Here is a 24,252-nt window from a genome sequence, read left to right as displayed (position 1 = left end):
CAATTTTCCCTACTTTACCGATAACGTCTAGGGCATGAGCATAGATCCGCGCATCGCGCTCCAGTCCCTCGTCGCCGCCCTTGAAGAGCATCTGGCGGCTGCGGCCGCCCGCCGCGGCGAGAAGGATCCGGTGGTGGAAAGTGCGTATCTTGCCATCGCGGATGCCTTCGAAGTCTATGAGGAAGTCCTCTACGACGCCTACGGCGAGGTAACGCCGCTGGAAATCTACGAGGACGATGAGGACGACGAGGATTACGAGGGCGCGGATGACGCTGACGGCATCCCGGCGGACGGTCCGGATGCCATCCCGGACCAGGACGGCGGCAGCCCGCTGGGCCGTTCGGCCAACCGGTAGCACCTATTGACGCATCTCCGGGCGGAAGCCCGCGGCCGGCGGCCGGACCCGCCGGTGGACGGCTGTGTCCCTGCTGTCAATTAGAGTCTTAGGTGTGAATTGGTTTGAAGCGATCTTCCTTGGCCTGATCCAGGGCCTGACAGAGTTCCTGCCCATCTCCTCCAGCGCCCACCTGCGCATTGTGGGGGAACTGCTGCCCGGCGCCCAGGATCCGGGGGCGGCTTTTACGGCCATCACCCAGCTGGGCACGGAAACCGCTGTCGCGGTGTATTTCCGGAAGGACATTGTCCGGATCATCCGGTCCTGGTTCGGCTCCCTCTTCGGCCGCGTACCGCGCAGCGATCCGGATGCCCGCATGGGCTGGCTGATCATCATCGGCAGCCTTCCCATCGTGGTGCTTGGCCTCCTGTTCCAGGACCAGATCGAAAGCACCTTCCGCAGCCTGTGGATCGTCGCCACCATGCTGATCGTCTTCGGCATCATCCTCGCGGTGGCCGACGCCTTCGGCCGCCAGCAGCGCAGCCTGGACCAGCTCACCTATAAGCACGGCATCCTGTACGGCTTCGCCCAGGCCCTGGCACTGATCCCCGGCGTCTCCCGCTCCGGCGGCACCATCACCGCCGGGCTGCTGATGGGCTACACCCGCGAGGCAGCCGCGCGCTACGCCTTCCTGCTCGCCATTCCCGCCGTCTTCGGCAGCGGCCTGTTCCAGCTGGTGAAGTCACTGGACGAGCCGATGCCGTACACCGGCCTGCAGACCGGCGCCGCTACGGTGGTTGCCTTCGTTGTGGGCTTCGTCATCATCGGCTGGTTCCTGCGCTACGTTTCGACCCGCAGCTACAGCCTCTTTGTCTGGTACCGCATCCTCCTGGGCCTGTGCATCTACCTCCTGCTGGGCTTCGGCGTCCTCACCGCCTAGCCGTGCCCGTTAGAGTGGAAGAGTGATTGCCTGGAAATCCTCATCCCTGCCCTCCCTGCCCGGCACGTCGGACGATGTCCGGCTCTATGACACCGCCGCGCAGGCGCAGGTTGCCATCCGGCCCGCCGGCGAAGCGAGCATGTACGTCTGCGGGATCACCCCCTACGACGCCACGCACATGGGGCATGCCGCCACGTACGTGGCCTTCGACCTGCTCAACCGCCAGTGGCGCGACGCCGGACACACGGTGCGGTACGTCCAGAACGTCACCGACGTCGATGATCCGCTGCTGGAGCGCGCCAATGCCACCGGCGCCGACTGGCGCGAACTCGCCTCCGAGCAGACCCAGCTTTTCCGTGAGGATATGGAAGCCCTGAACGTCCTCGCCCCGGACCACTACATCGGTGCTGTTGAGGCCGTGGAGTGGATCGTCCCGGCCGTTGAGGAGCTCCTGGACCGCGGACTGGCCTACCGGGTCCCGGGTACCGCGGGTGAGCCCGACGGCGACCTCTACTTCGACGTGGACGCCGCCTCCCGGCTGGCGGACGGCGATCCCGGCGCCTGGTGGCTGGGGCAGGTCTCGCACCTGACCCGTGAGCAGATGCTGCCGGTCTTCGCCGAACGCGGGGGAGACCCGCAGCGCCCCGGCAAGCGGAATGCGCTGGACCCGCTGCTGTGGCGGGTGGCCCGTACCGGCGAACCGTCCTGGGACGGCGGCCGGCTCGGCACCGGACGCCCCGGCTGGCATATTGAGTGTTCAGTCATTGCCCAGCGTTTCCTGCCCCGCCCGTTTACCGTGCAGGCCGGCGGCTCGGACCTGGTCTTCCCGCACCACGAAATGAGTGCCGGACATGCCTTCGCCTGCGAGGGCACGCCCCTGGCCTCGCATTACGCCCATGCCGGCATGGTGGGGCTCGACGGAGAGAAAATGAGCAAGTCGCTGGGGAACCTGGTCCTGGTGTCCCGGCTCCGCAGCGAGGGAGTGGAACCGGCAGCCATCCGCCTGGTGCTGCTCTCCCACCACTACCGCACCGACTGGTTCTGGACCACTGACCAGCTGCGGGGAGCCGAAGCACGCCTCGTGGCGTGGCGGAAGGCCCTGCAGTTCACCGGTGACGACGCCGCCGAAGCTCTCCTGCGCTCCATCCGTGCCGCGCTGGCTGATGATCTGGATGCACCCGCCGCGCTGCGGGCTGTTGATGCCTGGGCGGACGCCGCAGCGGCCGGCGGGCAGCCGGGCACCCAGGCCGGAGCCGAACTCGTCTGTTCCGCGCTGAATGCGCTGCTCGGAGTCCAGCTCTAGGAACTCAGTCCCTGCGGCGCCGCTTCAGATAGCGTTCAAACTCGCGGGCAATGGATTCCCCGCTGGCCTCGGGCAGCTCGGCCGTGTCCTTCGCCTCTTCGAGCTGGCGGACGTAGGCGGCCACCTCCGGATCCTCCGTGGCCAGCTCATCCACGCCCCGTTCCCAGGCTTCGGCCTCTTCGGTCACCGGGTGCGTATCCAGGGGAGCCTGCAGCAGTTCCTCGATGCGGTTCAAGAGGGCAAGCTGCGCCTTGGGCGACGGCGCCTGCCCCACATAGTGCGGCACGGCAGCCCAGAGCGAGATGGACGGAATGTCGGCCAGGGCAGCCATTTCGGACACCACGCCCACAATGCCGATCGGCCCCTCATAGGAGGACGGCTCGAGGGCCAGGCTGTTCTGCAGGTCGGCTTCCTCACAGGACGCGCTCACGGGAATGGGGCGCGAGTGCGGAACGTCGGCTAGCAGGGCGCCGGCCAGGACAATGCAGTCCACGTCCAGTTCCTTGGCCAGGGCAATCAGTTCAGCCGTATAGGCGCGCCACTTGTACGAGGGCTCGACCCCCGTCACCAGGATGACGTCCAGGTTACTGTCCGGCACCTCGGCACGGGAGATCCGCGTGGTGGGCCACTTGATCCGGTGTCCGCCGGTGGCCGTGCGCCTGATGGTCGGCCGGGTGAACTGGAAGTCGTAGTACTCATCGGCGTCGATACTGGCGTATCTTTCGGTATCCCAGTGCCTGCTGAGAAATTTCAGGGCGTCGGAGGCGGCTTCGCCCGCATCGTTCCACCCTTCGAACGCGGCCAGCATCACCGTGACGCGTTCGGAGGACGTCTCGTCGCCGAAAAAATCCTGGAGGCCTGTGGCTTCAAAGCCGTCGGTATTGCTCACCACTTCACACTATGCCCCGTCCGCCCGCGTGTCAGGACCGTGCCACGGACCTTCGCGGAGAGCAAAAGAAACACCGGCTCCGTACCGCCACGTAGACTGGGGACATGCCCCTCCTCACCACAGACGATTCCGCCCGCAGCCAACCCGACGCAGCACTGCAGGCGGTTTTCTGGGATATGGACGGCACTATCGTGGACACCGAGCCGTACTGGATTGCCGCTGAGAAGGAACTCACCGCGGCTTTCGGCGTCGACTGGTCGGATGCCCAGGCCGAAGCCATGGTCGGCCAGGCGCTGGAAGTCAGTGCCGGGATGCTCCAGCAGGCCGGCGTCCCCCTGGGCATCCGGGAGATCATCGACCGGCTGATCGGGCAGGTGGCAGCGCAGGTGCGCCGCGAGGTGCCCTGGCGGCCGGGGGCACGGGAACTCCTGACCGAGCTGCAGTCCGCCGGCATCCCCTGCGCCCTGGTCACCATGTCCGAGCAGGTACTGGCACAGGAAATCCTCCGCGCCCTGCCCGCCGGAACCTTCGGGGTAGTAGTGACCGGAGATATGGTCGGCAGGGGAAAGCCGGACCCCGAGCCCTATCAGCTGGCCTTCGACACCTTGAAAGGTACCGTTCCGGGGCTGGACAAGGCCCGGGTGGTCGCCATTGAAGATTCCCTGCCCGGTGCCACCTCCGCCCAGGCAGCCGGCCTGGTAACCCTGACGGTACCGAACTTTGTGGCGCTTCCCCCGGGAGTCTTCCGGCACGAATGGGATTCCCTGGCCGGACGCGGGGTGGACCACCTGTGCGGGCTGCTGCCCGGCTCCGTCCTGGAGTCCGCCAGGTGAGCAGCACCGGGCCCGGTACGCAACGCCGGGAAGGCATTCCGCTGGGCAGCATTGCCGGCGTACCCGTCATCCTGGCCTACTCGTGGTTCCTCATCGCGGCGCTGATCGTGGCGGTCTTCGGACCGCAGGTGCGCGATGCTTTCCCCCGCCTCGGTGCCGGCGCCTATGCCGTAGCCCTGGGATACGCAATCCTGCTGCTGCTCTCGGTCCTGGCGCACGAGGCAGCTCACGCACTGACTGCCAGGGCGTACCGCTGGCCTACCTCGAAGATCGTCCTCACCCTGTGGGGCGGGCACACCCAGTTCGGTGACCTGCGCTCCACGCCGGGACGGTCCCTGCTGGTGGCCCTGGCCGGCCCGGCAGCCAACTTCCTGCTCGCTGCAGCCGGATTCGGCGTCCTGCAGCTTCTCTCCCGGGACGGCGTGGCCTGGCTGGTCACTTTCATCTTCGTGTCCGCCAATCTGCTGATCGGCATTTTCAACGTCCTGCCCGGGCTTCCCCTGGACGGCGGACGCATTGTGGAAAGCGCGGTCTGGAAAGTCACCGGATCGCAGGAACGCGGCACCGTCGCTGCCGGCTGGGCCGGACGCCTCATTGCGGTCCTGATCCTGGCCGCCGTCTTTATCCCGCCCTACCTGCGGGGCGGCGCGCCCTCCCTGAGCCTGGTCCTGCTGACCGCCCTGGTGTGCGGTTTCCTCTGGATGGGGGCGGGGGCTGCCGTCACGAACGCACGGGTTCGCCTGCGGCTGCCCCAGGTCAGTGCCGGCACCCTGATGGAACCGGCCCTGTCCCTGCCCGCCGGCGCACCCGTCGGCCAGGCGCTCCGGTTGGTCCGCGAGCATCCAAACGCCGCCCTGATCCTCACCGCACCCACCGGCCAGCCGGAAGCCGTCGTGGACCGCAGCGCCCTGGCCTCCGTCCCGCCGGAGCAGGCCGACCAGGTCCCCGTCAGCGCGGTGGCCCGCCCGCTGGCACCCGGGGCGTACGTCCCCGAAGTCGCCGCCGGCCAGGAACTGGTTTCCTACCTGGCGAAACTGCAGGGCAGCGAATACGCCGTGATCAACAGTGACGGAACGGTGACCGGCCTGCTGCGCCAGGCCGCCGTCGTCGCCGCCGTCACCGGGAAACCCGTCCGCCCGCGGCGCTGACACCCCGTCTTTTTACTGCCCGCCGGTATCCACACGCCGGCCACCATGACCCCGTAAGAGAACCAAAGGAACACCATGAACTCCGAAAACCAGGCGCAGCCTGCCACTGCTGCACCCCACGGCGCCGAGATCCGCAGGGGACCGCTGCGCCCCGGGGAACGGGTCCAGCTGACCGATGAGAAGGGCCGGCGCAACACCATCACGCTCACGGAGGGCGGCGCCTTCCACACCCACCGCGGATACCTGCAGCATGACTCCGTCATCGGGCTGCCCGAAGGCTCCGTGGTTTCCAACACCGCCGGTCACCAATACCAGATCCTGCGCCCGCTGCTCTCCGATTTTGTCCTCTCGATGCCGCGCGGCGCCGCCGTCGTCTATCCCAAGGACGCGGCCCAGATCGTGACCATGGCGGACATCTACCCGGGCGCCCGCGTGGTGGAGGCCGGCGTCGGCTCCGGCGCCCTGAGTATTTCGCTGCTGCGCGCCGTCGGCGATTCCGGCAGCCTGCACTCCTACGAACGCCGTGAGGAATTCGCGCAGATCGCCCGCGGCAACGTGGAGACCTTCTTCGGCGGACCGCACCCCGCCTGGGACATCACCCTCGGGGATTTCCAGGATGAAGTGGTGAAGAACCAGGAGCCGGGCAGCGTGGACCGCGTAGTCCTGGACATGCTTGCACCGTGGGAGTGCACCGACGCCGTAGCCACCGTGCTGGCCCCGGGCGGCGTCTGGATTTCCTACGTGGCCACCGTCACCCAGCTCTCCCGTACCGCGGAAGCCATCCGCGCCGACGGGCGTTTCACCGAGCCCGACGGCTGGGAGTCCCTCGTCCGGGGGTGGCATCTCGAGGGCCTGGCCGTCCGTCCGGACCACCGCATGGTGGCGCACACAGGCTTCCTCCTGACCGCCCGGCGGCTGGCGGAGGGGGCCACCGGACTGGTAGCCAAGCGCCGTGCCTCGAAGACCAACTTCAGCGAAGAGGACCTCAACGCGTGGACCCCGGCAGCAGTGGGGGAACGGGAAGTCTCCGCCCACAAACTGCGCCGGGCAGCCCGCGATGCCAGTTCCACCGTCCAGCGCGGAGCCCTCGAGAACGCCGAAAAATTCCAGCAGGAGACCGACACCCCATAACGGGTAACTGCTGAAACACAAGACGCCATAGCCGGTGTATCTTCCGCAGGCCCGGGGTACTGTCATTGGACAGACCCAGACCTACGTGAAGGCGGTCGGTATCATGGCTGAACCTGAAAACGTCGGAACCGGGACCGGAGGGTCCCGTCCCGCGTCCGCAGCAGCAACCGAGGCACGCCAACTCAACGTCCTGCGGGACAAACTTCGGAATCTGGACCGGCAGCTTGCTGCCCTGACGCACCACAACGCCCGGCTCGTCACCATGCTGGAAACGGCGAAAGCCGAAATCATCCGGTTGAAGGACGCCTTGGAGAACGAGGGCGCCACTCCGTTCAGCTTCGGCACCGTCATCGGTGTGAACCAGCGCCGCGAGGCCGAGCCGGGCGTCACCACCATCGCAGCCGTGCAGGAAAGCCTGGACATCATCCAGTCCGGCCGCAAGCTCCGCGTGGCGGTGTCGCCCCTCCTGGACCTGGGACAGATCGTCCCCGGCCAGGAGGTGCTGCTGAATGAATCCCTCACCGTCATCGCCGCCCTCGGCTTCGAACGCGCCGGGGAGCTGTTCACGGTGAAGGAACTCCTGGACCCGGACCGGGTGCTGGTGATCGGCCGGGCAGACGACGAGCGCGTGGTCCGGCTCAACGGCCCGCTGAGCCTGGACAAGGTCCGGGTGGGGGACGCCCTCACCGTGGACACCCGCATCGGGTACGCGCTGGAGAAAATACCGCGCAGCGAAGTGGAGAACCTGGTCCTCGAAGAGGTCCCGGACATTTCCTACGCGGACATCGGCGGACTCGGCCCCCAGATCGAACAGATCCGCGACGCCGTCGAACTCCCGTTTATGCATCCTGACCTGTACCGCGAACACGGGCTGAAGCCGCCCAAGGGAATCCTCCTGTACGGCCCTCCCGGCTGCGGCAAGACGCTGATTGCCAAGGCCGTGGCACACGCGCTGGCGGCACGCGTCATGGAGCAGACCGGCACCCTGGGTGCACGCAGCTACTTCCTGAACATCAAAGGCCCGGAGCTGCTGGACAAGTACGTGGGAGAGACCGAACGCCACATCCGGCTGATCTTCGGCCGCGCCCGAGAGAAGGCCTCCGACGGCAGCCCGGTGGTGGTGTTCTTCGACGAAATGGACTCATTGTTCCGCACCCGCGGCACCGGGGTGTCCTCCGACGTCGAAACCACCATTGTTCCCCAGCTGCTCAGCGAGATAGACGGCGTGGAGAAGCTGGAGAACGTGATTGTCATCGGCGCCTCCAACCGCGAGGACATGATCGATCCGGCCATCCTGCGGCCCGGACGCCTGGACGTGAAGATCAAGATCCAGCGGCCGGACGCCGAAGGGGCGGCGGAAATCTTCGCCAAGTACCTCACCCCGGACCTGCCGCTGCACCGGGAAGACCTGGCCGAACACGGCTACGACCCGGCGGAAACCGTCAATGACATGGTCCGCCGCACGGTGGAAAAGATGTACGCCGAGGACAAGGCCAACGAATACCTCGAGGTTACCTACGCCAACGGCGACACCGAGATGCTGTACTTCAAGGATTTCAACTCCGGTGCGGTCATCCAGAACGTGGTGGACCGGGCCAAGAAGTACGCCATCAAGGACCTGCTGCAGCTGCACCAGCGCGGCCTGCGCATTGAACACCTGATGCGCGCCGTGGTGGACGAGTTCCGTGAGCACGAGGACATGCCCAACACCACCAACCCGGATGACTGGGCCCGGATCTCGGGGAAGAAGGGCGAGCGGATCACCTACATCCGCACCATCGTCCAGGGCAAGGCCGGCCAGGAACCGGGCCGGACCATCGAAACCGCTGCCAACCCGGGACAGTATCTGTGACCGTCCGCCGTGTCATGGGGACGGAAACCGAGTACGGCGTGCTGGCTCCGTCCCTGCCGTCCGCCAACGCCACCGTCCTGTCCAGCCAGATCGTCAACGCCTATGCGGCCACCCTGCGGGCGGGGGCGGGCAACCTGACGGGGACCCGCTGGGATTACACCGACGAGGCTCCGCTGAACGATGCCCGCGGTTTTGCGGTGCCCCGCGCCGCGGCGGACCCCACCTCCCTCACGGACGAACCGCCGGTGCTGGATGCCGAGCAGATCGCCATGGAGGGCGGCGGCCCCGCCGCCCTCTACGGGGAGCAGCTGCAGGAAAACCCGGTGCTCATGAACATGGTCCTGGGCAACGGCGCGCGCCTGTATGTTGACCACGCGCATCCCGAGTATTCCTCGCCGGAGGTGACGCGTCCGCGGGACGCGGTGCTGTGGGACAAGGCGGGGGATGCCGTGGTGCTGGCCGCCATGCGGCACATTGCCCGGATGCCCGGGTTCGCGCCGGTGAACCTGTACAAAAACAACACCGACAACAAGGGTGCCTCCTACGGGTCCCATGAGAATTACCTCGTGCCCCGCAGCGTTCCGTTCGGGGCGCTGGCATCCGGTCTCGTGCCGTTCTTTGTGTCCAGGCAGGTCATCGTCGGGTCCGGCAGGGTGGGTATCGGCACCAGCAACCAGCGCCAGGGCTTCCAGCTCAGCCAGCGGGCGGACTTCTTCGAAACGGAGGTGGGCCTGGAAACCACCATCCGCCGGCCGATCATTAACACCCGGGATGAACCGCATGCAGTGGCGGAAAAATACCGGCGCCTGCACGTGATCATCGGCGACGCCAACCTCAGTGAGGTCTCCGCCCTGTTGAAGGTGGGCACCACGTCGCTGGTGCTGTCCATGATTGAAGCCGGCCGCGCCCCCGCCCTCGAACTCCGGGACCCGGTGGGCGCACTGCAGGCCATCAGCCATGACCCCTCCCTGGGACAGCTGGTGGAACTGACGGACGGCAGGATGGTCACGGGCCTGGATCTCCAGGAGATGTACTGCGAGGCCGCTGCGGCGTACTCCCGGGCCGGCGGAGGAACGGATGCCGACACCGAAGACATCCTTGCCCGCTGGTCCTCCCTGCTGGGCACCCTGAAGCGGGATCCGCTGGAGGCAGCCGCTTCCGTGGACTGGGTGGCGAAGCTGAAACTGCTGCAGGCCTACCGCGAACGCGACGGGCTGGCCTGGTCCGACGCACGGCTGCATCTGGTGGACCTGCAGTACTCGGACATGCGGCCGGAGAAGGGCCTGTATTACCGGCTGGCGGCCCGGGGGCAGATGGAACGGGTGCTGGCCGACGAGGAGATTGCCCGTGCCGTTTCCTCTCCTCCCGACGACACCCGGGCCTACTTTCGCGGAAACTGCCTCACCCGGTTCCCGAAGGAAGTCATCGGTGCGAGCTGGGATTCGATCATCTTCGAACTTCCCTCCCGGCGGCGGCTCCAGCGGATCCCCACCCGGGAACCGCTTCGGGGAACCCGGGCCCTGACTGAGGAACTTTTCAATGCATCGGCCGATGCGGAGGATTTTGTCACCAGGCTCCTGACCGGTTCCGATGCCTCCGTGGCACCATAGGACTAGGATTCAACCCCCGGGCAAGAAAGGGCTAGGCATCATGGCAACCCAGGACCGCAAAACCACCGGAACACAACCAGTTGAAGAAGAGGAAACCGGGGCCGTCCAGTCCCCCGCAGCCGAAGCGGAGGCCTCCGCCGAAACCGAAGGCGTGGACGATCTGCTGGACGAGATCGACGGCGTGCTGGAGAGCAACGCCGAAGAGTTCGTCCGCGGCTTCATCCAAAAGGGCGGACAGTAACGGATGGCCCCCCGGGACCCCGCCGACTCCGTTCACCAAGCTCCGACTTCCTCCTTTACCGACCATTTGACCCGGCACCGCCCGGAACTGCTTCCCTCCTCCCGCTCCCTGGGGCCGTCGTCGCACGGTTCCGCGGCGGAGCTGGCGCCTCAGGCCACCACCATTGTTTCCCTCACCTACGCCGGTGGAGTGCTGATGGCGGGGGACCGGCGGGCAACCATGGGCAACATGATTGCCAGCCGGCACATCAAGAAGGTCTTCCCGGCGGATAACTACTCCGTGCTGGGAATCGCCGGGACGGCCGGGCTCGCGCTGGATATGATCCGGCTGTTCCAGGTGGAACTGGAGCACTACGAGAAAATCGAAGGAACGCCCATGAGCCTGGACGGGAAGTCCAACCGGCTCGCGGCCATGGTGCGCTCGAACCTGCCCCTCGCACTCCAGGGGCTGGCCGTGGTGCCGCTGTTCGCCGGGTTTGATACCCAGCACAGGGCAGGGCGGCTCTTTTCCTACGACGTCACCGGCGGCCGGTACGAGGAGTACGAGCACCACAGCGTCGGCTCCGGTTCGGTCTTTGCGCGCGGCGCCCTGAAAAAACTCTGGCAGCCGAACCTGGATGAGGAGGACGCGGTCCGGGTGGCCGTGGAGGCCCTCTATGACGCCGCCGACGACGACTCCGCCACCGGCGGTCCGGACATGGTGCGCCGGCTCTGGCCGGTGGTCTACGTCGTCAACAGCGCAGGCAACCGGGAGATCCCCGAGCGGGAGCTGCAGCAGCTGTCCCGTGACCTCATCTCAAGGCGCACCGCCGCCGGACTGGAGGCGTAGCCGTGACACAGCAGTTCTACGTCTCGCCCGAACAGCTGATGAAGGACCGGGCGGACTTCGCCCGGAAAGGCATTGCCAGGGGACGTTCGGTGGTGGTCCTGACCTGCCGCGAAGGCATTGCCCTGGTGGCGGAGAATCCCTCGCCGTCCCTCCACAAGCTCAGCGAAATCTACGACCGGATCGGTTTCGCCGCCGTCGGGAAGTACAACGAGTTCGAGTCCCTGCGCCAGGCGGGTATCCGGTTTGCCGACGTGCGCGGCTACTCGTATTCGCGCGAGGACGTTTCCGCGCGGGGACTGGCCAGCGTCTATGCACAGAGCCTCGGCTCGGTGTTCACCACCGAAGGCAAACCGTTCGAGGTCGAGCTGGCCGTGGCCGAGGTGGGGGAGGAACCCTACTCGGACCATCTGTACCGGCTGAACTTTGACGGCTCCATCGCGGATGAAAGCAACTACACGGTGATGGGCGGGCAGGCCGAAACGGTCAATGAAGCCCTCAGCCGGACCTGGAACCAGGACGCGGATTTCGCTTCAGCCATCAGGACTGCCGTGAAGGCACTGTCCGCCACCCGGTCAGCCGATGGCTCCGGCAATGCGCGGGAAGCACTGGGCGCCGGTCTGCTGGAGGTCGCCGTCCTCGACCGGGATCCGTTGTCCACACGCGGCACCGTGCGCGCGTTCCGCAGGATAAACACCGTAGAGCTGGACCGTCTGTTGTCCGGCGCGGAAGGAGACTGATGGACCGCAGGATCTACGGAGTGGAGACCGAATTCGGCATCGCCTACTCCGGACCCGACTCACGTCCCCTTTCCCCGGAGGAGGTAGCCCGCTACCTGTTCCGCAAAGTGGTCAGCTGGGGCCGGTCATCCAATGTTTTCCTCACCAACGGCTCGCGCCTGTACCTCGATGTGGGCTCCCACCCCGAATACGCCACCGCCGAGTGTGACGATCTGGCACAGCTGGTGGCGCATGACCGCGCCGGCGAACTGATCCTCCAGGACCTGGTGGAGGAGGCGGAGGACCGGCTCAAGGCGGAGGGCTTCAACGGCAGCGTCTATCTGTTCAAGAACAACACCGATTCCGCCGGAAACTCCTACGGCAGCCACGAAAACTACCTCATCCCGCGGCGGCTCGAATTCTCCCGTCTGGCGGACATCCTGATTCCTTTCCTCGTCACGCGCCAGCTGCTGGTCGGAGCGGGCAAGGTGCTCAAGACCCAGTCCGGTTCCCTCTTCGCGTTCTCGCAGCGGGCGGACCACATCTGGGAAGGGGTGTCCTCGGCCACCACACGGTCCCGTCCCATCATCAACACCCGCGATGAGCCGCACGCCGACGCCGAACATTACCGCCGGCTGCACGTCATTGCCGGCGATTCAAACATGTCCGAGACCACCATGCTCCTGAAGGCCGGGTCCGTGGACCTCATGCTGCGGATGATCGAGGCCGGCGTCCTGATGCGGGACCTGCGCCTCGAGAACCCGATCCGGAGTATCCGGGAAACCTCCCACGACCTCTCGGGACGGCAGCCGCTGAAGCTGGCCAACGGGTCCACCATGACTCCGCTGGACCTGCAGCGGATCTACCTGGACCGCGTGCAGGATTTCGTTGCCGCGAACGGCGAGCATAACCGGCACGTCGGGCGGGTCCTCGACCTGTGGACACGGACCCTGGACGCCATTGAGTCCGGCGACCACTCGGGCATCGACACGGAGATCGACTGGGCGATCAAAAAGAAACTGGTGGACCGCGTCGGTGAGCGGCACGGCCTGGAAATGTCCGCGCCGAAGCTGGCCCAGGTGGACCTGACCTACCACGACATTTCCCGGCAGCGCGGCCTGTTCTACCTGCTGCAGGCCCGCGGGGAAACGGCCCGCGTGGTGGAGGACCGCGACATCAAGGAAGCCGTCGACCAGCCGCCGCAGACCACCCGGGCCAAACTGCGCGGAGACTTTGTCCGCCGCGCCAAGGCTGCCAATCGTGACTTCACCGTGGACTGGGTGCATTTGAAGCTCAATGACCGGGCCCAGCAGACGGTGCTGTGCAAAGATCCCTTCGCGTCCGTCGACGAGCGCGTGGAGGCGCTGCTGTCCACCCTTTGAGCCCTGCCGCACCCCTCACCTAGGTTTCGTTCAGCCGGACCGGCTATTCTAGGGCGGTTGCGGCCGTGCGGCGTTGAGCTGCCCGGTATACGGGCATCCGCCCATTGGCCGCTGTGCTCACCTGTCCACCACTGAAAGAAGTACTGTGCGTAAAGTACTAGCCATTCTCCTGCCTTTCCTGCTGTTTTTGACCGCCTGTTCCGGCGGCGACAGCACGGAGGGCGGCGGTCCGCTCTCCTCCGTGAAGATTGAACGCGGAGAGGACGGCACCGCCCCGAAGGTCGAATTCGACGAGCCGCTCAGCGCCGATGAACCCACCCTGACCCGGGTCAACGACGGCGACGGCAACGAACTGGCCGAAGGCCAGACGGCGTCGATCCGACTCATGATGGTTGATCCCGAGAGCGGAGAGGCCGGCCAGGAATCCTACACGGCTGAAGCAGCGGAAGACATTGCCCTCGATGACGCCCTCAAGCAGGGCAACGAGCAGATGTACAGCGCCCTGAAGGGCGCGCCGGTCGGCTCCGACTTCGCCTACTACATCCCCGGCGACGAGGAGGCAGGCACCGAGGCGCAGTTCGTCATCTTCACGCTCACCGATGCCCGTGACATTCCAAAGCGTGCCTGGGGCTCGGATGTGGCGCCGGTCGACGGTCTGCCCACCGTGGAACTGGACGACAACGGAAAGCCGACCATCACGGTTCCGAAGACGGATGCACCTACCGAACTCGTGTCGCAGGAGCTCAAGACCGGTGACGGCGCCGTTGTGGAGGCCGATGACACTGTCACGGTGCAGTACCACGGCGTCAAGTGGTCCGACGGGACCGTGTTTGACTCCAGCTGGGAGCGCAACGCTCCCTCCACCTTCGGTCTGGACCAGGTCATTTCCGCCTGGACCGACGGACTGGCAGGCAAGAAGGTCGGTTCGCAGGTCCTGATCGTGGCCCCGCCCGCCACTGCCTACGGTGCGAGCGAAGGCAACGAACTCCAGAACGAAACCCTGGTGTTCGTGGTCGACATCCTTGAGGCCAAGTAACCCGATAGGATTGCACGCAGTCCCAAAACAAAGGAGTCCCATGTCATTCGGAAAGCGCGAATACGACCGCCAGAAGCCGGAAATCGATTTCCCGGCCCACGATGCCCCCACCGAGCTCGTTATTGAGGACCTCGTGGTCGGTGACGGCCAGGAGGTCAAGGCCGGAGACACCGTGTCCACCCACTACGTGGGCGTAGCCTTCTCCACCGGCGAGGAGTTCGACGCGTCCTGGAACCGCGGCACCCCGCTGGACTTCCGCGTCGGCGTCGGCCAGGTCATCCAGGGCTGGGACCAGGGCCTGCTGGGCATGAAGGTCGGCGGCCGCCGCCGGCTGGAAATCCCCTCCGCCATGGCCTACGGCGACCGCGGCGCCGGTTCCGCCGTGGCTCCGGGAGAGTCCCTGATCTTCGTCGTGGACCTGCTGGGCGTCCGCTGATCCGCACCGCCTGAAAGGGGCGGGGCCGCTGTCATAACGACGGCGGCCCCGCCCCTTTCGCATGCAGCCGCCCGGAAGGAAGGTAGATTAGCTCCCGTGTCCGCCAAGAGAACCGAACGCCTGCTGAATCTGGTCATTGCGCTGCTCTCCACACGCCGGGGCTTCACCAAGCACGAGCTGTTCGATGAGATTGAACTGTACGGGGAAGCCGCCACCGCCGATGCCCGGGAGAAACTCTTCGACCGGGACAAGGCGTTCCTGCGCGAGCAGGGGATTCCGGTGGAGTCCTACACCGAAGAGGCGATGTTCGAGGACAGCACCACCCAGCGCTACCGCATCCGGCAGGACGCCTACCGGCTCCCGGGGGTGCGGTTCACGCCGGAGGAATCCGCCGTCCTGACCCTGGCGGCCCGGATGTGGGACCAGGCCTCGCTGGGATCCGCCGCGGCCCGGGCCCTGCGCAAACTCCACGCCCGGGGCGTGCTGCCCGGGGACGCCGGCGCCATGCCCCTGCAGCCCAGCATCCGCACCAATGATCCGCATTTCGACGAGGTCTGGCGCGCCGCCACCACCCGCACGCCGCTGACCTTCGGTTACCGGCCGCCGGGCGCGGCCGCACCGTCGGTCCGCCGGGTCCAGCCCTGGGGGATGGGCAGCCGTTTCGGCCACTGGTACCTGGTGGGCTATGACCTGGACCGCGCAGCAGAGCGGATTTTCCGGCTTTCCCGCATGGAGCCCCCGGTCCGGCTGCGCCCGGGCACCTACACCGTGCCGGCGGATTTTGACATTGATACCTCATTGGCGTCCCTGGATGACGTCTACGCCCCGCAGCCGGCAGTGGTGGATGTGCACACGGATGCCGGGGCGGCCCTGCGCCTGCAGGCGGAGTCCGTTGAGGCCCTTGATGCATTCCGGGACCGGCTGCATCTGCGGGTCCGTGACCTGGACGCCCTGGCCGCCGACACGGCTGCACTGGGCGCCGCCGCTGTGGCTGTCTCGCCGCCCGACTACGTGACGGCCGTCCACACGGCCCTTACCCGCGCCCTGGCAGCGCAGAGCCTGCCGCTGCCGGACTTCGAACTGGCGGACGCCGCGGCTCCGGCACGCCGGCCGGCGTCCGCAGGCGCCCAGGACCACCTCACGCGCCTGCTGGACTTGGTGCCGTATGTGCTGGCGGACCAGGGTGCGGATATGAACGAAACGGCCGCCGCGTTCGGCGTGAGCAAGGAACAGCTCGCCAAGGATCTGGACCTGCTGTTCGTCAGCGGGCCGCGGCATTACCCCAACGGACTGATGGACGTCAGTTTTGACGACGACCGGATCTATATCGACAACGCCGAGGACCTCTCCGAACCGGTGCGGTTCGGCATGGATGAAGCGGCCGCCCTGATCGTGGGATTGGACACGTTGGCAGCGCTTCCGGGCATCGGCGCCACCGCTGCCGTAGCCAGTGCCCTGGAGAAGCTGACCGAGGCCGCAGGGGAGGCCGGCGGCGTCGGAACCGCCGTCGCGGCACGGCTGGACGATACCGCCGGCGGCACCGTCCTGGCCGAACTGCAGCAGGCGATCAGCGGTGCACGCCAGCTTGAGCTGCGCTACCTGGTGCCGCGCCGCGACGAGGTCACCCGCCGCACCGTGGACCCGCGAAGGCTCTTCTCCGTGGACAACACCTGGTACCTGGAAGCGTGGTGCCACCGGGCGGAAGCACCCCGGAATTTCCGCGTTGACCGCATCCACGGCGTGCGGGACGCCGGGCCTGCACTCACCCACGCTCCGGAGCCCGGGGCAGCGTTCCCGGCCAGCCTGTTCACGCCCGGTCCGCTGGACCAGCGGGTGACGCTGGTCCTGGCGCCGGCCGCACTCTGGGTTGCCGAGGCGTACGACGCCGAGCGGCGGGCGGCGCTGCCGGACGGACGCACAGCGGTGGAACTGCGCACCTCCGATGCCGGCTGGATTCCTGCGTTCACGGCCCGGCTCGGCGGAACGGCCGCCGTCGCCGAGCCCGCGGAGCTGCGCCGGGCCACCCTGGCGTGGCTGCAGGAGGCGGCCGCCAACTACCCGTCCGCATAAGCGCCTCCGGCACCGCCGGTCCGAGCGGGCAGGCAGTCTCCACTATGCTGGGAGTATGCCTTGGTGGTCCTGGATACTGATTTGGCTTGCCCTCGCGGCAGGCGCCGCGGGTTTCTACGCCCTGATCGGCTACCGGCTGTTTAAGCGGTTCCTCGGTATCCTCCGGGAATTCGAAGCTGCTTCGGCCAAGCTGTCCCTCCGCACTCCGGACACCGTTCCGTCCAGCATCGTCGAGGACGTCCCCGCGGACATCTTCACGGAGCCGGCCGAGGCCCGGAAGGCCTACGACGCCGGTAAGGCGGCCCGCAGCGAAGCCCGTCGGCACCGTCGTGTCGAACGCCGCATGGCCAAAGGCCAGCCGCGCGCGTGGCGGGATTTCCCGGAACTCTGACATAGAATATTCTCCAACGAAAGGACACCGCCATGAGGCTTGAAGGCTGGCAGATTATCGTCATTGTTGTACTGGCTGTTCTGCTCTTCGGCGCTCCCAAGCTCCCGGGGCTGGCAAGGAGCCTGGGACAGTCCCTTCGGATCTTCAAGTCCGAGGTACGCCAGATGAAGGACGAAGACCCTTCCAAACCCGCCGCAGGTGATCCGGTGGAAGGACGCGTCGTGAATCCCGAACCGCGTCCCGCGGCGGCAGAGCAGACCTTCTTCCCCGGGCAGAACCCGCCGTCCGGCACCCCGAGCGGACCGTCGGATTCTGCGGGTAACCCGCCAACACGCCGCTAGCAGCCGTGGCGCTGAGTAAAGGGCGCAAATCCAACCCCGAAGGGCGGATGGCCCTTAAAGAGCACCTGCGGGAGTTCCGCAACCGGCTCTTCAAATCCGGAATCGCCGTTGTCCTGGGCACCGTTGGCGGGTTCTTCCTGTACCTGCCCGTCTTTGACGCGCTCACCAAGCCGCTGATCGACGCGGGCAACAGCGACGGCCGGTTCACCACCATCAACTTCGAGGGAGTAGCAACTCCCTTCGACCAGATGATCCAGGTCTCGCTCTTCATCGGACTGCTGGTCTCCAGCCCGGTCTGGCTTTACCAGGCGTGGGCGTTCGTCACGCCCGGCCTGAAGCGCAAGGAGCGGCGGGCCGCACTGGGCTTCCTGTCCGCCGCGGTACCGCTGTTCATCGGCGGTGTCTACCTGGCCTGGCTGATCCTGCCCAACGCTGTCCGGGTCCTGACCGAGTTCACGCCCGAAGGCGGCTCCAACGTCATCACCGCCTCGGTCTACCTTGCCTTTGTGCTGCGGCTGATGCTGGCCTTCGGTGTTGCCTTCCTCATCCCCGTCTTCCTGGTCGGGCTGAACCTGGCCGGGCTGCTGAGCGGCCGGACCATCATCAAGTACTGGCGCATCACGGTGTTCCTGATCTGCCTCTTTGCCGCCATGGCCGCTCCCGGCGCAGACGCCCTGAGCATGTTCTACCTGGCGGCACCGCTGCTGGCGCTGTTCGCCCTCGCGGTGGGCATCTGCCTGATCAATGACCGGCGCCGCGTCCGGAGGCAGGCTGCCCGTGAAGCCGCCGTGGAGGCCGACGCCGACACGGCCACCCCCGTCGACAAGCTCTAGGGTGCCCCTGCACGCCGTTCGCCCACCGGTGATTGTGGCATGCGGGGCCCGGCGCAGCGCATAGGCTGGGTTTATGACTTCTCCTTCGGAGCGGTACCTTGCCGCCAAACAACGTTCCGAACATGCCAGGACCCGCCTGGGCGTTTTCGAGCAGTCGCTGGGATTTGACCTGGACCCGTTCCAGTCCGAAGCCTGCCGCTCCCTCGAGTCCGGCCGCGGCGTCCTCGTCGCCGCCCCCACGGGGGCCGGTAAAACGGTGGTGGGGGAGTTTGCCGTGTACCTGGCCCTGCAGCGGGGTCTGAAGGCGTTCTACACCACACCCATCAAGGCCCTGAGCAACCAGAAGTACAGCGAACTGGCAGCAACCTACGGCAGCGACCGGGTGGGCCTGCTGACCGGTGATACCAGCATCAACCCGGACGCCGACGTCGTCGTGATGACCACCGAGGTGCTGCGGAACATGCTGTACTCCAACTCGGAGACCCTCATTGACCTCGGCTACGTGGTCATGGACGAGGTGCACTACCTGGCGGACAGGTTCCGCGGGGCCGTATGGGAGGAAGTGATCATCCACCTGCCTTCCGACGTGCTGGTGGTTTCGCTCAGCGCCACGGTCTCCAATGCCGAGGAATTCGGAGCCTGGCTGGATACCGTGCGCGGCGACACCGACGTGGTGGTTTCCGAGCACCGGCCCGTCCCGCTCTGGCAGCACGTCATGGTGGGGCGGGACATCTTTGACCTGTTTGAATCCGATGTGTCCTTCGACGAGGCCGCCGGCGAGCAGCCGGGCATCAAGGAGCGCTACCGGGTCAACCCCGAACTGATGGAACTGGCACGCGCCGAGTCCCGCGTCAATCAGCGCAGCCACTGGGGCGGGCCGCGCGGCTCCTCCCGCGGCGGACGACGGGATTCCCGCGGCGGACGTTCCGGCGGGGGACACGGCAGCGGACACGGCGGACCGCCGATCACCCGCATCCAGCGGGCCTCCCGCCCGCAGGTCATCGCCCAGCTGGACCGCAACGGCCTGCTGCCCGCCATCACGTTCATCTTCTCCCGGAACGGCTGTGAAGGAGCCGTACGCCAGTGTGTCGAGTCCGGGATATGGCTTACGGATGAAGATGAACGCCGGGAAATTGCCCGCGTCGTTGACGAAGCCACCCAGGACATCCCGGAGGATGACCTGGAGGTACTCGGTTTCTGGACGTGGCGGGAGGGCCTGGTCCGGGGTTTCGCCGCACACCACGCCGGCATGCTCCCCACCTTCAAGGAAGTAGTGGAACGCCTGTTTGCCGCCGGGCTCGTCCGTGCCGTTTTTGCCACCGAAACCCTGGCCCTCGGCATCAATATGCCGGCCCGCTCGGTGGTGCTGGAGAAACTGGACAAGTTCAACGGTGAAGCCCATGTGGACATCACCGCCGGGGAGTACACCCAGCTGACCGGCCGCGCCGGACGCCGCGGGATCGACGTCGAAGGCCACGCCGTCGTCCTCTGGCAGCCCGGCACCGATCCGGCGGCCGTGGCCGGCCTGGCCTCGCGCCGGACCTATCCGCTGAACTCCAGCTTCCGGCCCACCTACAACATGAGCATCAACCTGATGGCCCAGTTCGGCCGGGAACGGGCCCGCGGAATCCTTGAGTCTTCCTTCGCGCAGTTCCAGGCGGACCGGTCCGTCGTGGGCCTGGCCAAGCAGGTGCGGTCCCGCGAAGAGTCGCTGGCCGGCTACGAAAAAGCCATGACCTGCCATTTGGGGGATTTCAACGAGTACGCTGCCCTCCGCCGGCAGCTTTCGGACCTGGAAAACACCGCGTCCAAGACCAAGGCGCGGAACCGGCGCAGCGCTGCGGCCGCGTCGCTGGAGAACCTGCGTCCCGGCGACATCGTGTACCTTCCCGGCGGCCGGAATGCCGGCCACGCCGTTGTGCTGGACGTGGATGCGTCAGCCCGCGAGGTGCGGCCTGCAATCCTGACGGAGGATAAACAGATCCGCCGTCTCAGTGCCGCCGACCTCGACGATGCCCTGGAACCGGTCTCACACATCCGCATCCCGAAGTCCTTCAACTCCCGCTCACCCAAGGACCGGCGGGATCTGTCCTCCTCGCTCCGGAACGCGCTGCATGAGCACCGCCCGCCCCGGCCGGCGGCGGCCCGCGCCAATGCCATGCATACCGCGGGTACGGAGCGGCAGGAGAAGGCCATCGCCGAACTGCGCCGGAAAATGCGTGCCCACCCGTGCCACGGGTGCAGCGACCGGGAAGACCATGCACGCTGGGCCGAGCGCTGGTGGAAGCTGCGCCGGGAAACCGACAACCTGGTGGGCCAGATCCGGGGCCGCACCAACACCATCGCCAAGACCTTCGACCGGGTCTGCGACGTGCTGGCCAGGTACGGCTACATCGACCCGGAGGATCCCGGTATCCACAGCGTGACCCCCGCCGGACAGAAACTGCGGCGCATTTACGGTGAAAAGGACCTGCTCGTGGCCCTCTCGCTGGAACACGGCGCCTTCGATGACCTTGACCCCGCCGAACTGGCCTGCCTGGCCACAGCCCTGGTCTACCAGGCCAAGCGTGAGGAGCGGGGGCTGCGGCCCAAGATGCCCAGTATTTCGCTGGAATCCGCCGTGGATACCGTCATCCGCCAATGGTCCGAACTCACGGATCTGGAAGAGACGTCCCGGCTGCCGCTGACCGGTGAACCTGAGCTGGGACTGGTCTGGCCCATGTACAAGTGGGTCAAGGGCAAGCATCTGCAGGTGGCCCTGAACGGCACCGAACTGGCGGCCGGGGACTTTGTCCGGTGGGCCAAACAGGTGATCGACCTGCTGGACCAGCTGGCCAAGGTTCCGGATCTGCCGGCGGGTATGCGCCGCCGCTTCCTGGACGCTATTTCCCTGGTGCGGCGCGGCGTCGTCGCCTACTCCAACGTCGGCGACTGACCCCGGCCGCCGCCATCATCAACGTGCTACAGAAAACAGGTGAGTCCTTGAACGGCAGTCCCATCCAGAGCGCCAGCACCCTGACGCTCTACCGCAACGGTTCGGTATACAGCGCCGGCGATCCCTTTGCAACGGCCATGCTGGTCGACGGCGACACCGTCGCCTGGGTCGGCTCCGAGCAGGCCGCCACGTCCATCCAGGACAGCAGGATGGACGTAGTGGACCTGCACGGAGCGCTGGTTGCGCCCGGCTTCGTGGACTCCCACGTCCACACCACCGAACTGGGCATGTCCCTGGTCACCCTGGACCTGAGCGGCTGCACCTCCCTGGCCGACCTCCTGGACCAGGTCTCGGACTATGCCGCGGAGACCTCGGGCCTGATCCTGGGTACCAACTGGGACGAGTCGCGCTGGCCGGAACGGCGTGTCCCCACCGCTGCCGAGCTCGACGCTGCGTCCGGCAACCGGCCCGTCTACCTATCCCGCTCCGATGTGCACTGCGCCGCCGTATCCGGCACGCTGGCGGCTGAACTGCGGCTGCAGGAATATGACGGCTGGGACAACGGCTTCGTTGTCCGGGCCGCACACGACGCCGCCCGCACCGTAGCGCGGGACGCGGACCCGGACCAACGCGGAGCATTCCAGCTGGCAGCCCTGAAGCATGCCGCTTCCCGCGGCGTGGTGGCTGTGGCCGAGATGGCCGCACCCCACATCGCCCCGCCCGAGGACCTTCGCCGGCTGCTGGGACTGGACGGACCACTGAGTGACGGTCCGCTGCCGCAGGTCCTGCCGTACTGGGGCCAACTGGTGGAAACCGAGGCCGAAGTCACCGGCCTCCTGGAACTGTTCGAAGGCCGGCTGCTGGGTCTGGCCGGCGACCTGAACATCGACGGTTCCATCGGGGCACGGACGGCTGCGCTGCGCGAGGCGTACACCGACCGTCCCGACACTGCAGGCACCGCGTACCTGAGCGCCGAACAGGTCGGCCGCCATCTCGAACTGATGACCAGGGCCGGACTCCAAGGCGGCTTCCACGTTATCGGTGACGCCGGGATGGACACCGCACTGGCCGGGCTCCGTCTGGCTGCGGACGCCGTGGGGGAGGCAGCTGTCCGGGCTGCGCATCACCGGTTGGAGCATGCGGAGATGATCGATGACGCCGCCATCGCTGAGCTGCTGCGTTTTGGCGTCACCGTCAGCCTGCAGCCCGGGTTCGATGCTGCCTGGGGCCATCCCGGCGGGCTTTACGAACAGCGTCTCGGGGACCGGCGGCAGACCATGAACCGTATGGCCTCGCTGCTCTCCGCCGGTGTGCCCGTCGCGCTGGGTTCCGATACTCCCGTCCTGCCGCTTGACCCGTGGGCCGGGGTCCGGGCCGCCGTGTCCCATTCCAACCCGAAGGAGCGGGTCTCGGCCCGGGCTGCGTTTATCGGCCACACCCGGGCAGGCTGGCGTGCCGCGGGAGAGGGCAACTTCATGCTCGGCCAGCTGGCGGCCGGCGCTCCTGCGTCCTTCGCCCTCTGGGAGGTACAGGAGCTGATGGTTCAGACACCGGATGCCAATGTATCCGCGTGGAGCACGGATCCGCGCGCGGGAACCCCGCTGCTGCCTGCACTGGACAACGGGGACGAGCCGCGCTGCCTGCAGACGGTCCACAACGGCCGGGAGCTCTACCGTGCTCCGGACCTGGTGTGAACCGTGGAACTACCTGCCCGTTCCGGCGTTTGCGGGCACGGCGTCTGACCTGCAGGAACGTGCAAAGGTCCTAGTCAGCGGCCTTATTGACATGTGCTTGCCAGCACGTAGGCTATGAGGATCGTGGTCGGGACCGGCTTCCTGAGGCGTGCCGGGCACCGTTCTGGATCTTTTTCGGAGCGGCGCCCCGGACGCCTTTCCGCCGGATCCTTACTGCCATGGCCCGCACCGCGCGCACCGGAGGAAAATGCTCCGCCGAGCCGGTGACCGGGTCCAGCATCACCCAACCGGGTGGGTTCAACCGTCAGTAGAAAACAGGGCCGGCATCCGCCGGAACTGGCCCGAAGACGGCTGCATCCGCCCGGTTGTGCTGTCCGGGGCTCCAGCACCCGACCTGACGCGCCGCATACTCCCATATACTGGATAGTCTGCCGGAGGAGTAACCCTTACCGGCTCCGAACACCGCGGCGTGCGTCCGCTGAAAGGCTTACCCAGTGCGTGTCCTGACCATCATCCCCACATACAACGAGATCGAGTCGCTCCCCATTACGCTGAAGCGGCTGCGGAACGCAGTTCCCGATTCGGATGTATTGATTGCGGACGATAACAGCCCGGACGGCACCGGCGCCTACGCGGATGAAATCGCTGCCAAGGACCCGCAGGTGCATGTGCTGCACCGCAAGGGCAAGGAAGGGCTCGGCGCAGCCTACATCGCCGGCTTCCGGTGGGGCCTGGAACGCGGCTACGACATCCTGGTCGAAATGGATGCCGACGGCTCGCACCGGCCGGAGGAACTGCCGCGCCTTCTGGAGGCCTCTAAGGCCGGCGCGGACCTCGTCATCGGTTCCCGCTGGGTAAAGGGCGGATCGGTGGTCAACTGGCCGCTTCACCGCAAGCTGCTGTCCCGCGGAGGAAGCACGTACTCGCGGTTCATGCTGGGCATCCCGGTCCGCGACATCACCGCCGGCTACCGGGCCTTCCGCCGCGGCACCCTGGAACGGCTGGACCTCTCCGCGGTCGAATCCGTGGGCTACGGCTTCCAGGTGGACATGACGTTCCGTGTGGCACGCATGGGCCTGTCCATCACGGAGGTCCCGATTACCTTCGTGGAGCGCGAGCTGGGTGACTCGAAGATGAGCGGCAACATTGTGGTCGAGGCCATGGCCAATGTGACCCGCTGGGGGCTGACCGCCCGCTGGCAGAAGCTCACCGGACGCGGCTGAGTTAAAAGCAAAAGAGCGGGGGGGGGGGGGGGTGGGGCCGGCCCCCCCCCGTGGATGGATCAGTGGGGGGGGGGGGGGGGGGGGGG

Annotated in this window: 22 protein-coding genes; 21 read left to right on the top strand and 1 reads right to left on the bottom strand. The window is 66.8% G+C overall.

What is annotated here, in order from left to right:
• Positions 1 to 34 precede the first annotated feature (34 nt).
• The 3 genes from GD627_RS08075 to mshC all read left to right on the top strand — a co-directional run bounded on the left by GD627_RS08075 (position 35) and on the right by mshC (position 2,577).
• Positions 35 to 355, top strand: coding sequence for a hypothetical protein (locus GD627_RS08075; protein WP_246165393.1), 321 nt, complete (start codon positions 35 to 37; stop codon positions 353 to 355).
• Positions 356 to 449: 94 nt separating this feature from the next.
• Positions 450 to 1,274, top strand: coding sequence for an undecaprenyl-diphosphate phosphatase (locus tag GD627_RS08070; RefSeq protein ID WP_152272088.1), 825 nt, complete (start codon positions 450 to 452; stop codon positions 1,272 to 1,274).
• 22 nt (positions 1,275 to 1,296) lie between these two features.
• Positions 1,297 to 2,577, top strand: a complete 1,281-nt coding sequence (gene mshC, locus GD627_RS08065) for a cysteine--1-D-myo-inosityl 2-amino-2-deoxy-alpha-D-glucopyranoside ligase (protein ID WP_152272087.1) — start codon at positions 1,297 to 1,299, stop codon at positions 2,575 to 2,577.
• A gap of 4 nt (positions 2,578 to 2,581) precedes the next feature.
• On the opposite strand, the gene GD627_RS08060 is transcribed toward mshC, so the two are convergent.
• Entirely contained in the window at positions 2,582 to 3,466 is an 885-nt protein-coding gene (locus GD627_RS08060; protein WP_246165392.1) for a PAC2 family protein, read from the bottom strand.
• Positions 3,467 to 3,570: 104 nt separating this feature from the next.
• Here GD627_RS08060 and GD627_RS08055 point away from each other — a divergent pair, with 104 nt between their 5' ends.
• The 18 genes from GD627_RS08055 to GD627_RS07970 all read left to right on the top strand — a co-directional run bounded on the left by GD627_RS08055 (position 3,571) and on the right by GD627_RS07970 (position 24,166).
• Positions 3,571 to 4,299, top strand: a complete 729-nt coding sequence (locus tag GD627_RS08055; protein WP_152272086.1) for an HAD family hydrolase — start codon at positions 3,571 to 3,573, stop codon at positions 4,297 to 4,299.
• A complete protein-coding gene (locus GD627_RS08050; RefSeq protein ID WP_152272085.1) occupies positions 4,296 to 5,447 on the top strand; it encodes a site-2 protease family protein in 1,152 nt (383 codons plus the stop codon). The genes GD627_RS08055 and GD627_RS08050 overlap by 4 nt, the downstream gene beginning before the upstream one ends.
• Positions 5,448 to 5,522: 75 nt before the next feature.
• Complete coding sequence (locus GD627_RS08045) at positions 5,523 to 6,578, top strand: tRNA (adenine-N1)-methyltransferase (protein WP_146361959.1); 1,056 nt, start codon at positions 5,523 to 5,525, stop codon at positions 6,576 to 6,578.
• A 103-nt stretch (positions 6,579 to 6,681) separates the two neighbouring features.
• Positions 6,682 to 8,430, top strand: a complete 1,749-nt coding sequence (arc, locus tag GD627_RS08040) for a proteasome ATPase (protein WP_146361958.1) — start codon at positions 6,682 to 6,684, stop codon at positions 8,428 to 8,430.
• 14 nt (positions 8,431 to 8,444) lie between these two features.
• Positions 8,445 to 10,040 carry a depupylase/deamidase Dop gene (dop, locus tag GD627_RS08035; RefSeq protein ID WP_152272495.1) on the top strand — a complete coding sequence of 532 codons (1,596 nt, stop codon included), beginning with the start codon at positions 8,445 to 8,447 and terminating at the stop codon, positions 10,038 to 10,040.
• Positions 10,041 to 10,080: 40 nt separating this feature from the next.
• Positions 10,081 to 10,281, top strand: a complete 201-nt coding sequence (locus GD627_RS08030; protein WP_152272084.1) for a ubiquitin-like protein Pup — start codon at positions 10,081 to 10,083, stop codon at positions 10,279 to 10,281.
• A gap of 3 nt (positions 10,282 to 10,284) precedes the next feature.
• Positions 10,285 to 11,109 (top strand): proteasome subunit beta, encoded by an 825-nt coding sequence (prcB, locus tag GD627_RS08025; RefSeq protein WP_152272083.1) that lies wholly within the window; start codon positions 10,285 to 10,287, stop codon positions 11,107 to 11,109.
• 2 nt (positions 11,110 to 11,111) lie between these two features.
• A complete protein-coding gene (gene prcA, locus GD627_RS08020) occupies positions 11,112 to 11,846 on the top strand; it encodes a proteasome subunit alpha (protein ID WP_146361955.1) in 735 nt (244 codons plus the stop codon).
• Entirely contained in the window at positions 11,846 to 13,207 is a 1,362-nt protein-coding gene (pafA, locus tag GD627_RS08015; RefSeq protein WP_152272082.1) for a Pup--protein ligase, read from the top strand. Before prcA ends, pafA begins: the two co-directional genes overlap by 1 nt.
• A 145-nt stretch (positions 13,208 to 13,352) precedes the next feature.
• Positions 13,353 to 14,243 carry an FKBP-type peptidyl-prolyl cis-trans isomerase gene (locus GD627_RS08010; RefSeq protein WP_152272081.1) on the top strand — a complete coding sequence of 297 codons (891 nt, stop codon included), beginning with the start codon at positions 13,353 to 13,355 and terminating at the stop codon, positions 14,241 to 14,243.
• Between the two features lie 40 nt (positions 14,244 to 14,283).
• Positions 14,284 to 14,679 carry an FKBP-type peptidyl-prolyl cis-trans isomerase gene (locus tag GD627_RS08005; protein WP_146361952.1) on the top strand — a complete coding sequence of 132 codons (396 nt, stop codon included), beginning with the start codon at positions 14,284 to 14,286 and terminating at the stop codon, positions 14,677 to 14,679.
• Between the two features lie 96 nt (positions 14,680 to 14,775).
• On the top strand, positions 14,776 to 16,749 hold the full coding sequence (locus GD627_RS08000; RefSeq protein WP_152272080.1) for a helix-turn-helix transcriptional regulator: 1,974 nt from the start codon (positions 14,776 to 14,778) through the stop codon (positions 16,747 to 16,749).
• A 55-nt stretch (positions 16,750 to 16,804) separates the two neighbouring features.
• Positions 16,805 to 17,140: a hypothetical protein gene (locus tag GD627_RS07995; protein WP_146361950.1), complete on the top strand. Its 336-nt coding sequence runs from the start codon at positions 16,805 to 16,807 to the stop codon at positions 17,138 to 17,140.
• Positions 17,141 to 17,172: 32 nt separating this feature from the next.
• Entirely contained in the window at positions 17,173 to 17,481 is a 309-nt protein-coding gene (gene tatA, locus GD627_RS07990; RefSeq protein ID WP_152272079.1) for a Sec-independent protein translocase subunit TatA, read from the top strand.
• 5 nt (positions 17,482 to 17,486) lie between these two features.
• On the top strand, positions 17,487 to 18,314 hold the full coding sequence (gene tatC, locus GD627_RS07985; RefSeq protein ID WP_146361948.1) for a twin-arginine translocase subunit TatC: 828 nt from the start codon (positions 17,487 to 17,489) through the stop codon (positions 18,312 to 18,314).
• Positions 18,315 to 18,387: 73 nt separating this feature from the next.
• On the top strand, positions 18,388 to 21,249 hold the full coding sequence (locus tag GD627_RS07980) for a DEAD/DEAH box helicase (RefSeq protein ID WP_152272078.1): 2,862 nt from the start codon (positions 18,388 to 18,390) through the stop codon (positions 21,247 to 21,249).
• Positions 21,250 to 21,296: 47 nt separating this feature from the next.
• Complete coding sequence (locus GD627_RS07975; protein WP_246165391.1) at positions 21,297 to 22,943, top strand: amidohydrolase; 1,647 nt, start codon at positions 21,297 to 21,299, stop codon at positions 22,941 to 22,943.
• A 494-nt stretch (positions 22,944 to 23,437) separates the two neighbouring features.
• On the top strand, positions 23,438 to 24,166 hold the full coding sequence (locus GD627_RS07970) for a polyprenol monophosphomannose synthase (RefSeq protein ID WP_152272077.1): 729 nt from the start codon (positions 23,438 to 23,440) through the stop codon (positions 24,164 to 24,166).
• The last annotated feature ends 86 nt before the right edge of the window (positions 24,167 to 24,252 follow it).

The sequence above is a fragment of the Arthrobacter yangruifuii genome, from assembly GCF_009192775.1.
Taxonomy (GTDB): Bacteria; Actinomycetota; Actinomycetes; order Actinomycetales; family Micrococcaceae; genus Arthrobacter_B; species Arthrobacter_B yangruifuii.
This window is presented reverse-complemented; position numbering and strand designations above follow the sequence as displayed.

Bases quoted from the DNA above. Each gene is read 5' to 3' on its own strand.
- tatA (WP_152272079.1), top strand. From the start codon at position 17,173: ATGAGGCTTGAAGGCTGGCAGATTATCGTCATTGTTGTACTGGCTGTT.
- GD627_RS08075 (WP_246165393.1), top strand. From the start codon at position 35: ATGAGCATAGATCCGCGCATCGCGCTCCAGTCCCTCGTCGCCGCCCTT.
- GD627_RS08045 (WP_146361959.1), top strand. From the start codon at position 5,523: ATGAACTCCGAAAACCAGGCGCAGCCTGCCACTGCTGCACCCCACGGC.
- GD627_RS08055 (WP_152272086.1), top strand. From the start codon at position 3,571: ATGCCCCTCCTCACCACAGACGATTCCGCCCGCAGCCAACCCGACGCA.
- arc (WP_146361958.1), top strand. From the start codon at position 6,682: ATGGCTGAACCTGAAAACGTCGGAACCGGGACCGGAGGGTCCCGTCCC.
- GD627_RS07995 (WP_146361950.1), top strand. From the start codon at position 16,805: ATGCCTTGGTGGTCCTGGATACTGATTTGGCTTGCCCTCGCGGCAGGC.
- dop (WP_152272495.1), top strand. From the start codon at position 8,445: ATGGGGACGGAAACCGAGTACGGCGTGCTGGCTCCGTCCCTGCCGTCC.
- GD627_RS07980 (WP_152272078.1), top strand. From the start codon at position 18,388: ATGACTTCTCCTTCGGAGCGGTACCTTGCCGCCAAACAACGTTCCGAA.
- prcB (WP_152272083.1), top strand. From the start codon at position 10,285: ATGGCCCCCCGGGACCCCGCCGACTCCGTTCACCAAGCTCCGACTTCC.
- pafA (WP_152272082.1), top strand. From the start codon at position 11,846: ATGGACCGCAGGATCTACGGAGTGGAGACCGAATTCGGCATCGCCTAC.
- GD627_RS08030 (WP_152272084.1), top strand. From the start codon at position 10,081: ATGGCAACCCAGGACCGCAAAACCACCGGAACACAACCAGTTGAAGAA.
- GD627_RS08005 (WP_146361952.1), top strand. From the start codon at position 14,284: ATGTCATTCGGAAAGCGCGAATACGACCGCCAGAAGCCGGAAATCGAT.